Origin of the sequence: Anaerococcus senegalensis JC48, assembly GCF_000321005.1 — a bacterium.
Taxonomy (GTDB): domain Bacteria; phylum Bacillota; class Clostridia; order Tissierellales; family Peptoniphilaceae; genus Anaerococcus; species Anaerococcus senegalensis.
In genome coordinates this window covers 72,708-85,403 of record NZ_HE578909.1, presented here as the reverse complement: position 1 = coordinate 85,403, position 12,696 = coordinate 72,708, and the positions used below count along the sequence as shown (strand labels likewise).

The 12,696-nt window shown below is 29.1% G+C and carries 11 protein-coding genes; 6 read left to right on the top strand and 5 right to left on the bottom strand.

Annotated features, from left to right (window positions below; genetic code table 11):
* Nucleotides 1–33: 33 nt before the first annotated feature.
* Together citC and ASHG_RS08180 are read right to left on the bottom strand one after the other, a co-directional pair.
* Entirely contained in the window at nt 34–1,035 is a 1,002-nt protein-coding gene (citC, locus tag ASHG_RS08185; protein ID WP_051145910.1) for a [citrate (pro-3S)-lyase] ligase, read from the bottom strand.
* Nucleotides 1,028–1,792 carry a triphosphoribosyl-dephospho-CoA synthase gene (locus tag ASHG_RS08180; protein ID WP_040398795.1) on the bottom strand — a complete coding sequence of 255 codons (765 nt, stop codon included), beginning with the start codon at nt 1,790–1,792 and terminating at the stop codon, nt 1,028–1,030. Before ASHG_RS08180 ends, citC begins: the two co-directional genes overlap by 8 nt.
* 67 nt (nt 1,793–1,859) lie before the next feature.
* Here ASHG_RS08180 and ASHG_RS08175 point away from each other — a divergent pair, with 67 nt between their 5' ends.
* Both ASHG_RS08175 and ASHG_RS09600 read left to right on the top strand, forming a co-directional pair.
* Nucleotides 1,860–3,224, top strand: coding sequence for a DUF438 domain-containing protein (locus ASHG_RS08175; protein ID WP_040398794.1), 1,365 nt, complete (start codon nt 1,860–1,862; stop codon nt 3,222–3,224).
* A 58-nt stretch (nt 3,225–3,282) separates the two neighbouring features.
* A complete protein-coding gene (locus ASHG_RS09600; RefSeq protein ID WP_392389270.1) occupies nt 3,283–3,384 on the top strand; it encodes a hypothetical protein in 102 nt (33 codons plus the stop codon).
* Between the two features lie 82 nt (nt 3,385–3,466).
* Here ASHG_RS09600 and ASHG_RS08170 read toward each other — a convergent pair whose 3' ends face one another.
* The 3 genes from ASHG_RS08170 to panD are packed head-to-tail and all read right to left on the bottom strand — an operon-like array spanning nt 3,467 to nt 5,704.
* Entirely contained in the window at nt 3,467–4,423 is a 957-nt protein-coding gene (locus tag ASHG_RS08170; RefSeq protein ID WP_040398793.1) for a bile acid:sodium symporter family protein, read from the bottom strand.
* 1 nt (nt 4,424) lies between these two features.
* Nucleotides 4,425–5,264 (bottom strand): pantoate--beta-alanine ligase, encoded by an 840-nt coding sequence (gene panC, locus ASHG_RS08165; protein ID WP_040398792.1) that lies wholly within the window; start codon nt 5,262–5,264, stop codon nt 4,425–4,427.
* Nucleotides 5,265–5,320: 56 nt separating this feature from the next.
* Nucleotides 5,321–5,704, bottom strand: a complete 384-nt coding sequence (gene panD, locus ASHG_RS08160; protein ID WP_040398791.1) for an aspartate 1-decarboxylase — start codon at nt 5,702–5,704, stop codon at nt 5,321–5,323.
* A 451-nt stretch (nt 5,705–6,155) separates the two neighbouring features.
* Between panD and ASHG_RS08155 the strand changes: the two genes are divergently transcribed.
* From ASHG_RS08155 to ASHG_RS08140, 4 genes are all read left to right on the top strand, one after another.
* Nucleotides 6,156–6,653: an NADH-quinone oxidoreductase subunit NuoE family protein gene (locus tag ASHG_RS08155; RefSeq protein WP_040398790.1), complete on the top strand. Its 498-nt coding sequence runs from the start codon at nt 6,156–6,158 to the stop codon at nt 6,651–6,653.
* Complete coding sequence (locus ASHG_RS08150) at nt 6,646–8,226, top strand: NADH-ubiquinone oxidoreductase-F iron-sulfur binding region domain-containing protein (RefSeq protein ID WP_040398789.1); 1,581 nt, start codon at nt 6,646–6,648, stop codon at nt 8,224–8,226. Before ASHG_RS08155 ends, ASHG_RS08150 begins: the two co-directional genes overlap by 8 nt.
* Before the next feature lie 9 nt (nt 8,227–8,235).
* Nucleotides 8,236–9,969: an NADH-dependent [FeFe] hydrogenase, group A6 gene (locus tag ASHG_RS08145; protein WP_040398788.1), complete on the top strand. Its 1,734-nt coding sequence runs from the start codon at nt 8,236–8,238 to the stop codon at nt 9,967–9,969.
* A gap of 123 nt (nt 9,970–10,092) precedes the next feature.
* The gene (locus ASHG_RS08140; RefSeq protein WP_040398787.1) at nt 10,093–12,612 is read left to right on the top strand and encodes a CRISPR-associated helicase/endonuclease Cas3; all 2,520 of its coding nucleotides are present in this window, start codon (nt 10,093–10,095) and stop codon (nt 12,610–12,612) included.
* Nucleotides 12,613–12,696 lie beyond the last annotated feature (84 nt).

Genomic DNA, 12,696 nt, shown 5'->3' with positions numbered 1-12,696 from the left:
TAATATTAAGTAAAAAGGGTAAATACTCCTTTATTATATAGAACTATTTTTTATTAATTCATTGATGTAGTTATAACTAGTTTTTGGAAGAAAACTCTTAGTTTTCTTTATATCATTATTTTTAATTAAGTATCTAACTTTAGAGGCTGATATTATATCCTTACAAACTTTTTTTCTAGGTATTTCTATAAGGTCAATATCATTATCTTCTAAAAAAGTTTCTTTCATAGTTTCATTATATACCTTAGTTGCCATATCATATGGTTCCTCTCCTACAAATCTTTTATTTATATCCAGAGTTTTAGCAATATAATTTTTAAAAATTCTTGCATCAAGTTTTGCATGTATTTTTGTAATAGACTTATTTTCATCTATAAAATAGGATGGAAAAGTTGCAGAAGAAACAATGTAATTTTCTGTGCTATGTAAGGAAATATTTTTTAAATCGCTTACTCCAAGTTTTACCATATTATATCTATCTTTAGCTTTAAAATAGGATTCATCCTCGCTTACAACAAATATATGTAGGTGATCTGAATTATTAAGTGCATATTCTATTAAATATCTATGACCTAAGGTAAAGGGATTAGCATTTAAAACTACAGCTCCAATAGTATTGGCTTGAACTTTTTTTTCTTCTAAATTTTTTAGGTATTTATCAAAACCGTTATGAGATCTTTGCATGAATATAAGATCAGGAATAACGCTTTCTATTTTCTTAAATCGAATTGCTGAAAAAGAATTTTCATATATAGGTTTAGTATAAACGAAGGCACCATCAAAATTTTTTGAATCAATTTCATTTAATAGCTCTGTCATTAAAGAATTAAAAATTGAACCACCCTTGTAGCCATCTTCTATCGCTATACATTTTATTATATTTTTATAGATAGAAGCTGTAGCTATAAGTTTTTCATTTCTATACTCTCCAAAAGTAGAATCAATATTTTCTTCAAAATTTATAGATTGACTTTTAAGAAGATCTATTACATCATTTTTGTCTTTACTTATTTCTTTAGGGTAAATTTTAATCACAAAAGTCCTCCTTTAAAGCTTCCAATGTTCTAATAGTTGTAAACAAATCTGCAACTCCACCTGATGATAAATGATTTTTAACATAAAAGTCATTTAATTTTTTTATATTATTTTTATAATCAATACTATTTTTATTTTTAATAATAGTAAGAGCATCGTTTTGAACTTTCCTCAATAATTTAAGGTTGGACCTATGAAAAGTAGTAGTATCATCAACAATAGAAATAAGTAAAAGTGTAAGATCTGTATCACTTATATTTTTTAGATAAATATCATCTACTATGTGTAATATTTTTTTAAATCCTGTAAGAGGGTAAAATCTTATATCTTTTAAGTCATTTTTATTCCAATTCATTGCATTAAAATTCTTTATATAATCTTTTTTTAGAGGTTTAGAAAAGTTTATAGTAAAATTTTCTATCTCATTCCAATTTATATTATGTACATAGGCATAGGCTAAAAATAGCTGTAAAAAAATTAAACCCTTATGTGTATTAATATTATTTGTAGCTAAAAACATTTTTTTTTCAATATCTATACCGACTTTTTTTAAATCGTAAAAATCTTTAATATTATACCAATCTATGTTGTTAAAAGATAAAATTATAGATTTAGCTGACTTTTCAAATAATTTCCAATCCATATCATCATGTGATCCTTGGCTAAAATAATTCACACAACCAAAACCAAAAGAGCGGGATAATTCTTTTTTTATTGAATTTTTTAAAGCGTTAGTATATATTTTTATATCTCTCATATTAAAAGTATAACATAACAAGGGGAACACTTTGCATTTTAGATGTATAATAAAATTGGAGGGTAATATGACTAAAAAAGTTGATATTAATAAAGAAATTTATGATTTGGTTAATCATGATGATAAATTAAAAAAAGATCTTATAGGTCTTGGTTTTAAAAATCTTTCTAATCCTCTTATGCTCAAAACTATAGGCAAGAAAATGTCTATTAGGCGTGGAGCTAAGATGGTTGGAATTGATAATATTGAGAAAAAATTAGAAGATTTGGGTTATGAAATTATTAATTCTTATGATGATCTAGAGGTTAAAAATAGAAGAAATCTTATTAAATCTTATGTAAAAAGACTATCAGAAGGAGAAGATCTTGAAAGTGTTAGAAAGGATTTTGTAAAAAATTTCGAAAATGTTTCATCTTCTGAAATTATGGATGCTGAAGAGGCTCTTCTTGAAGGAGGAGTTGATAGGGCTGATGTTCAAAGACTTTGTGATGTTCATTCTTCACTTTTTCATGGAAAAACTGAAAATGAAGATGGAAAAGATTTGAAATTAATAAATATTTCTGGCCATCCCCTTAGATTTTTCTTTTTGGAAAATGAAGAAATTAAAAAGTTAATAGATTTAGGAGAAAACAGTCAAGATTTGGAAAAAATTAAGGATATTTCCAATAAAATTACTTCCCATTATAGGAAAAAGGGAGACTTGATATATCCTTTGTTAAAGGAAAATTATAAAAAGCCAGGTCCATCTGAAATTATGTGGGGCGTGGATATAGAAATTTCTAAAAATTTCAAAAAAGCTTTCAAAAAATCTGATTTTGATGAGATCAAAAAGGTATTTGAAAGAGCAAGAGAGATGACTTATAAGGAAGAAAATATCTTGTTTCCTTTGATGGAAGATGTGATTTCTAATGAAGATTTTTTAGGTCTTTATGAGGATTTGAAGGCTTATCCTGATGATATAATCAAAAAAGAGATTTGGGATGAGGGAGAAAATCTTAAAGATGAAAAAAATTCTTTGGATGGATATATTAATTTTTCTAAGGGAAAGATGAAAATCGATGAACTTGAGGCCCTTCTAGATACTTTAGAAATTGAGATAACTTTTGTTGATAAAAATGATATAAATTCTTATTATAATGATATAAAGGGTGAAAAGATTTTTAAAAGGGCAAAAACATCCCTGGGAAGAGAAGTTTATTCATGCCACCCACCCCAAGTTGAACCAATTGTAAGAAGACTTATTGGTGAATTTAAAGAAGGAAGCAAGGATAAATTCCAAATTATAAAAAACATAAAGGGCCACGACCACGCAGTGACCTATTATGCAGTTAGGGATAAAAACGAAAATTATTTGGGAGCATTGGAAACTGTCCAAGACCTTTCTTTCTACAAATCTTATCTTGAAATTTGGGATAAGGCTAAGAAGAAATAAAAAAAATCCTTTTTATTTTAAATCTTAATTATTTAATAAATTAATATAAAAGTGATTTATAGTTGGACAAAGAATCCAAATAATTCCAAACCACTCATGCTCAACAGCAAAGCTAACAAATTATTTTTACGGCTACAGAAATGATGAGCTTGAAAAATAATATAAGTTTATATAAGAGGAAACTCTCAAAGACAAGAAATATAAAATAAAAAGATGAGGATTAATTTCCTCATCTTTTTTTATTATTTTTCTCTAGCAAGGGCAAGATCTTTTACGTCTTTTCTTCTAATTGATGCAAATATTGAACCTGAAATATTGTGCCAGATTGAAAAAATTGCTCCTGGGAGGGTTGCTAGTGGGTTTAGGGCAAAATTTGCTGTTGCAAGTTGGATGGCAAGACCTGAATTTTGCATGCCAACTTCGATTGATAAGGCTGTTTGCTTGTCGTAATCCATTTTAAATAATTTGGAAACGCCAAGTCCTAATAAAAGTCCCAAAGCATTGTGGATCATTACTATCAACAAGACGATTAGACCAGATTTGGCAATTTTTTCTGAGTTTGCTCCGATTATTCCTGAAATTATTAAAATAATTGCAAGTGATGATATTAATGGAAAAATTGATTTTGATTTTTCCATTTTTTCAGGGCTTAATTTTTTTGCAAAAATTCCCATCAAAACTGGTATTAAAACTACTGTAACAACTGATTTAAACATGGCTAAGATTGAAACTTCAACCCATCGTCCTGCCAAAAGATAAACTAAAAATGGTGTAACAATTGGAGCAAGAAGAGTTGATAAAATTGTCATGGAAACTGACATTGAAACATTTCCTCCTGCAATATGAGTTATTACGTTTGATGCAGTTCCTCCTGGACATGATCCTACTAGAATTATTCCCAAGGCAATATCTTTATTTACATTAAAAGCAATAGCTAAAAACCATGCAATCAAGGGCATTATTGTAAATTGTGCCAAAGAACCTATAAAAACTTCCTTAGGATTTTTTAAAATTTTCTTAAAAGCATCAGCTTCGATTGAAGTTCCCATTCCAAACATGGCAAGAGCAAGAAAAATTGTGGTGTAATTTGTCATCCAAGAAAAATAATCAGGGGCAAAATAGGCTGTAACAGAAAATATTACAATAATTAAACCGATATTTTGAGTTATTTTTTCTGAAATTCTTGAAATTTTTTCCATATTAAACCCTATAAATAAAATTATCAATTAATCTAGTTTTTCCAATGAAAACCGCTATGGCAACCAAGGTATCTTTGTTGAAATTATCTACGTCTTCGATTGTTTCGAGGTCAACTGCACTGATGTAGTCAATTTTTGCAAGTTTTTCTGCTGAAATTATTTCTTCCATTTTTCTCAAAACTTCTTTTACGCTTGCTCCATTATTTGCCATTTTTTCTCCCTCAAAAATTGCTTTTAAAAGACAAAGGGCAGCTTTTCTTTCGTCATTTGAAAGATAAGTATTTCTTGAAGACATGGCAAGTCCATCATCTTCTCTTACTATTGGGCAGGCAACAATTTCAACTGGGATATTTAAATCGAAAACCAATTTTTTGATAATTGCAAGTTGTTGGGCATCTTTTTGTCCAAAATATGCTCTGTTAGGGCCTACAATATTAAATAATTTTGTACAAACTGTACAAACTCCTCTAAAATGCCCTTCTCTTCTTGCTCCACACAAATTATCAGAAAGACCTTCTATATCAACAAAGGCTTTTTTGTCATGATACATTTCACTAGGCTCAGGATTAAAAATAAAATTAGCACCCAAGTCTTCACACAATTTGCTGTCAGCATTTATATCTCTAGGATAAGCTTCCAAATCTTCGTTTGGTCCAAATTGAATAGGGTTTACAAAATCAGAAACGACAACTATATCATTTTCTGAAACTGCTTTTTTAATTAAGCTTGCATGTCCCTTGTGCAAAAATCCCATGGTTGGAACAAGACCTATGGATTTTCCCTCTTTTTTGAAATCTTTTAAAATTTCTCTCAATTCATCAATTTTTTTGATAACTTTCATTTTCTTCTCCTCTAAAAAAATATTTAGAGATAGCCTAATACACCACTAAAAATTATTTATGCCAATTTTCCGTGTTTTTCGTAAGATGAAATTTTACTAATCTTATTTTTATCGTCTACAAAAACAACCTTTGGCCTATAATTTTCCAAATCTTTCTCATTATATGAGGCATAAGCCATAATAATTACCATATCACCCTTAGAACAAAGTCTAGCAGCAGCACCATTTAAACAAATAATTCCACTATCTTTTTCTCCGGCTATAGTATAAGTTTCAAGTCTTTGACCGTTATTAATATTTACAACTTGTACTTTCTGATACTCTCTAATTCCAGAAGCTTCAAGCAAAGCTTCATCGACTGTGATTGATCCTACATAGTTAAGTTCAGCTTGAGTTACAGTTGCCCTATGAATTTTTCCTTCTAACATTTCTATATTCATAAAATCTCCTAAAAAAATAAGCAAGGAAAAAAGTTTATATAAAAAAACCAAAATCCTTGCATAAGTAACAAATTATTTTGAGTCTCATTAGATATATAAGCTCATTTTTTAAATTTAAAATATAATGGTGTAAAAGAGTATAGTTTTAAAAACTTAAATACTATCTCTACAAGTATTATAAGGTATAATTATAAATTTAACAATGTTTTAATTAGATAATCTTATTTTTTGTAAAATTATTTATATTATTTAAATATAAGATAAAACTTTATAAGTAAATTAAAATTTATTAATTTCAGATTCCAAAAATATTTGTTATAATTTAATTAAAGATATTTATTAAAAAAAATTTAATTGTTGTGAAAAAAATTTTTTAAAGAATATGATTACGTTTTCACAAAATTAAATTTAATCATCTAATTGTAAAATAATAATTTAAAAGGAGGAGGCTATGAGCTTTTGTTATAATTTAAACAAGGATAAGTTTGATGAATTTTGTGAATTTTTGGATGAAAATATTGGCAAAAAAGGTGCAGTAATGCCCGTTTTACAAAAATGCCAAAATCTTTTTTCCTATATTCCAGAAGAAATAGTTGATTTGATGGCTTTAAAACTTGGGGTTTCATCAAGTGAGATTTATGGAGTTGCAACTTTTTATTCGCAATTTTCCTTAAAACCAAAAGGAGAGCATGAAATTTGTGTTTGTTTAGGAACTGCTTGTTATGTAAAAGGAAGCGATAAAATCTTAAAATCATTGTCAGATGAACTTGGAATTGAAGTAGGAGATACAACAGAAGATGGAAAAATTTCCCTGGCTGAAGCAAGATGTATTGGTCAATGTGGAATTGCTCCGGTAGTAAGTATTGATGGAAATCTTGATATTGGAAATGTATCTAGCGCTGATGTTCATAAAATTATTTCTAAAGCTAAGGAGATGGATCATGAATAAGGATAAATTATTACATATTAAAGAAAAATCTCTAGAAGAATTAAAAAATCGCCTAGATTACGAAAAAGTATATGAAGATAAGGATGGAAATTTTAAATTAAAGGGAAAATTTTACGAAAATCAAACTAGATTAGTTTTAAAAAATTGTGGAATTATTGATCCAAACAATATAGACGAATACATAAGCCAAGATGGATATTTTGCCCTAAATAAGGCGATTTTCGATCTTGATAGAAAAGAAATAATTGACATAATAAAAGATTCTGGCCTAAGAGGAAGAGGGGGAGCAGGTTTTCCAACTGGAAGAAAATGGGAAGCTGCTTTTAATCAAGATACAGACACAAAATACATAATTTGTAATGCGGATGAAGGAGATCCGGGAGCTTTTATGGATAGGTCTATTTTGGAATTTGATCCTCATTCAGTTTTAGAAGCTATGACAATTTGTGCAATAGCAATCGGATCAAAACAAGGATATATTTATGTAAGGGCAGAATACCCAAAAGCTGTAAAATCTTTGAAAAATGCAATCAAACAAGCAAGAGAATATAATCTTTTGGGAGAAAATATAATGGGATCAGATTTTTCTTTTGACATAGATTTAAGACTTGGAGCAGGGGCCTTTGTTTGTGGTGAAGGAACAGCCCTAATGGAATCAATCGAAGGCAAAAGAGGAATGCCAAGAAATAAAGAGTTTAGAACAACGGTCAAGGGACTTTGGGGAAAACCTACAGTAATAAATAACGTAGAAACTTTTGCTAATATTTCCCAAATTATAAACAAGGGTTCTTCCTGGTTTAGGTCATTTGGAACAGAAAAATCTCCTGGAACAAAAGTATTTGCCCTAGTTGGAAAAGTAAAAGAATCTGGACTTGTAGAAGTAGAAATGGGAACTAGCATAAATAAAATTGTTTATGATATTGGACTTGGAATTCAAAGCGATAAAAAGGCAAAGGCAGTTCAAACAGGAGGACCTTCTGGAGGATGTATTCCAACAAAATTATTTGATACTGCTTGTGACTTTGAATCCTTAAAAGAAATTGGTTCAATCATGGGATCTGGTGGAATGGTTGTAATGGATGAAGATGATTGTATGGTTGACGTTGCAAGATTTTTCCTAGAATTTTCCGTAGACGAATCTTGTGGAAAATGTACCCCATGCAGGATTGGAAACAAAAGATTATTTGAAATGCTTGACGATTTGACCAAGGGAAAAGCAAATGAAGAAACTTTGGAAAAATTAGAAGGATTATCAAAAATAGTTTCAGAAACATCTCTTTGTGGACTAGGCCAATCAAGTCCAAACCCAATAATTTCTACCATGTACTATTTTAAAGATGAATACCAAGCCCACATTGGAGAAAATAAAACTTGCCCTGCAAAAAGATGTAGGTCTCTTTTATCATATTTAATTGGAGAAAAATGTATAGGATGTGGCAAGTGTAAAATGCTTTGTCCAGTGGGAGCCATAAGTGGTGGAAAAAGAAATAGGCATGAAATTGACCATAATAAGTGTATAAAATGTGGTCAATGTATGGAAAATTGCCCAATTGAGGCAATAGCCTTAGTTTAGGAGGTTTTCATGATTAATTTAACAATAAATGGAAAAAATGTAGAAGTTTCTGAAGCTACAACTGTCCTTGATGCAGCAAGAAGTTTAAATATAAATATACCAACCCTTTGCCATATGGACCTTCACGATATAAAATTTGTAAACAAATTGGCATCATGTAGGGTTTGTTTAGTAGAAGATTTGGATAAGGGAAAATTTATTCCCTCATGTGCAACCTTTGTAAAAGAAGGAATGAATATAAGAACAGATAGCCAAGAAGTAATAAAGGCGAGAAGAACCATAGTAGAACTACTTTTATCAGACCACCCAAATGATTGTTTAAAATGTGCCAAAAATTTAAATTGCCAACTGCAAAAATTAGCCCACGATTTAAATATTAGGGAAATAAAATATACAGGAGAAATGAGAAATCTCCCAATAGATGACAACTCCTATTCTCTAGTAAGAGATCCAAACAAATGTATACTTTGTAGAAGATGTGAAACCATGTGTAATACTGTCCAAACAGTAGGGGCCTTAGCAGAAGTTGGAAGAGGATTTAACACCCATGTCGGATCAACCTTTAATAGGTCCATGTTTGAAACAACCTGCACATTTTGTGGCCAATGTTTGTCAGTTTGTCCAACAGGAGCCTTGACAGAAAAATCAAATATAAAAGAAGTTTGGAAACTATTAGAATCCGACAAGCACCTAATAGTCCAAGTAGCTCCTGCAGTAAGGGTTGCCCTTGGAGAAATGTTTGGAAGAAAACCAGGAGAATCTGTAGAAGGAGAAATGGTAACAGCCCTAAGAAACCTAGGCTTTGACAAAGTATTTGATACAAACTTTGCAGCAGACTTAACCATAATGGAAGAAGCAAACGAATTTGTTCAAAGACTAAATGGAAAAGGGAAGCTCCCAATCCTAACATCCTGCTGTCCAGGCTGGGTAAACTTTATGGAACAACAATTCTCAGACCTAATAGACATACCATCATCATGCAAAAGCCCACACGAAATGTTTGGAGCAATAGCAAAAACATACTATGCAGAAAAAATCGGCAAAAAACAAGAGGATATCAAAGTAGTATCAGTTATGCCATGTATATCCAAAAAATACGAGGCAAAAAGAGATGAACTAGAAAACGAAGGATATTCAGACGTAGACATAGTACTTACAACCAGAGAACTTGGGGCTATGATAAAAGAAGCAGTAATAGACTTTAACAAGCTAGAAAAATCTGACTTTGACAATCCAATGGGAGAGTCCACCGGAGCTGGAGATATATTTGGAACAAGTGGTGGCGTAATAGAAGCAACCATAAGAACAGCCTACGATACCATAACAGGAGAAGAATTAGAAAAAGTAGAATTCGAAGACTTAAGAGGGCTAAAAGGAATAAAACAAGCAAAAGTTGACATAAATGGCAGGGAAATAAAAATAGCAGTAGCAAACGGACTTGGAAACACAAGAAGATTATTAGAAAAATTAAGAGATAAAGAAATAGAATTAGACGCTATAGAAGTAATGGCATGCCCAGGAGGATGTATAGGAGGAGGAGGTCAACCTTACCACAATGGAAAAATATCCATACTAAAAGAAAGATCAAAGGGTCTCTACCAAATAGATGAAAACAAAAAACTAAGAAAATCCTACCAAAACCCATACATTAAAAAACTTTATCAAGAATACTTGGGAGAAGTAGGAAGCGAAAAAGCAAAAGAATTACTACACACAAGCTACAAGGCTAGGCCTAAGTTGTAAGAAAATCGGCTGTTGCACAAGTATGATTGTTCATAATTTTGCAACAGCTTTTTTGTATTTAATTATATTAGAGGCTATTTAATCGGGTAAATTATATATAAAATATTAATTAAAGGATAATAAATGTTTGAAAATACATACGCTCACATAGATCAAAATAATAGTAATAGGAAACAGGAACTTTTTGACCATTTGATTAACACAGCTTTTGATTCTAAGAATATGGGCAAAGAAATAGGAATAGAAAATATATCTTTTATAGTTGGATTATTTCATGATATAGGAAAAATAAGGAAGGAATTTCAAGAAAAGATAAAAAATAATTCAAATAAGCATGTGGATCATTCAAGCTTAGGTGGAATTTTTATACATATGTTAGTAAAAAAACTAAAAAAAGAGATAGAATTTTCTAGTCTATTAAAAGATGAGGATATGAATTATCAATTTAATGATTTTTGTAATATTATTATTTATTCAATTTTATCTCACCACGGCCAATATAATATGGTTAGAAAAAATAAAGAAAATAATTACGTATTCACATCCATTGATAGAATGGTAAACTTAGAAGAAAGTTATGGTTTATACCAAGATTTATATGAAAAGGTAAATAAATATTTATTAGAAGAAAAAATAGATATTTGTGAAATATTTAAAAAAGCTTTTTTTGAATATGATTGCATAATTAAAAAATTAAACGAATTTTCAGCTAGCATTAAAGACCAAGAAAATTCATATAGGGCAATCCAATTTTATAATTCTATGCTTACTAGACTAATTTTGTCTATTTTAAAATCTGCTGACGTGAAAGATACTATCAATTCTTACGAAAAAATAATAGAAGATGAGAAATATGATGAGAATAAAAAAGTGATACATTCTTTTGTTGAGAATATAGACAAAAAATATAAATCTTTTTCTAAGAAAAAATCACCTATAAATTTAGCTAGAAATGATATATCAAATCAAATTTTAAAAAGATCTATTGAAGACGGTAGCGGCATATATAAGATGGATTTGCCAACGGGGTCTGGAAAAACACTCTTGTCCTTGAGGTATGGAGTAAATCAATTAAAATTTAAGGATAAAAAAAGATTTTTTTATATAACTTCTTATCTTTCAGTTCTTGAGCAAAATGCTAAGGTCATGAAAGATATTTTAGGAAATGATGCTTATATTTTAGAGCATCATTCTAATGTAATTAATGATGAAAATGAAGGCGATTCTTCAGAAAACAATGATGAAAATGGTGATAGTTTTTATCAAATGAAAAGACAATATTTACTAGATGATTGGACAAAACCAATTGTTTTGACGACTATGGTTCAATTTTACAATACCCTTTTTAAAGGTAAGTCTTCAAATATAAGAAGGTTTAAATCGATGATAAACTCTGTAATTATACTAGATGAATTACAGTCGCTTCCAGTAGATGTCTTATATCCAACAAATTTAATCCTTAATTTTATGAAGGTAGTGATGAAAGCGAATATAATTTTATCGACAGCAACCCAACCTACTTTTGATTATAATAACCTGGTTTACAAATTGAACTATGGAGATTTTGAAGAAAAAAATGTAGATTTAGTAAACTTAAGTAAGGATAAAGAAGAGGTATTTAAGAGAACTAAAGTTAAAATTTATAGTAATGGAAAGGAATCTAATCTTGAAGATTTAAAAAAACTAATTATAGAAAACTCCAACAAATCAGTTTTGACTATACTAAACACAAAAAAAGCTGTAAAAAACACTTATGAATCATTAAAAAATATTATAGATGAAGATAAATTGTATTATTTGACAACAAATTTGCATTCAGTAGATAGGCTTAGAATTATAGAGAAAATAAAGAATAAATTAAAAAATGATGAAAATATCGTAGTAATAAGTACCCAGCTAATAGAGGCAGGAGTTGATGTAGATTTTGAGATAGTCATAAGATCTTTTACAGGTATTGACTCAATAATTCAATCAATGGGTAGGTGCAACAGAGAAGGTAAAAGAAAAATTGGGATAGTATATCTTATAAATTTATCAAGACAAATTGAAAATTTAGACCATATCATTAGCTTAAAAGAAAGAAAATTTGCTGGAAAATACGCATTAGATCGACTGGCAAATAATCAAGAAATAAATGATATAGTAGAATTATATTTTAATAAACTTTATGAAAATTTACCTTACCAAAGGTTGTGTTTTAAAATAAAAAATAGTAATTTAATTGAATTATTGTCGACAAATATAGAAATGATAAATAATATAAATAAAATTGAAGAAAAGTATCTAGAATATTTTAATAATATAAATATTGATATGTATCAGAGTTTTAAAGAAGTCTATGATAATTTTAATTTGATAGATGAAAATCAAAACATAGCAATTGTAGAATGTGAAGATACAAAAGAATATATAAGTAAATTAAGGAATTTAGAAAGTGAATTTTATCAAAGTTATAATATAAATATTTTAAAGGATATAAAAATAATAATTAGAAAATTAAATCCATATAGTGTTAATATTAATAACTCAAATCTAAAATCATGTGAAAAAATAATGGATGGAAGAGTTTATATTTTAGAAGAAGAATTTTACAATAAAAAAACAGGAGTAGAATTTGAAAATTCAGATATATTTATAATTTAAAAGGAGCACATATTTTGCTCCTTACACAAATAAAAACATTTTTCAATCCACAGAGCTTACTCTGATATATAAATTATACCAGAA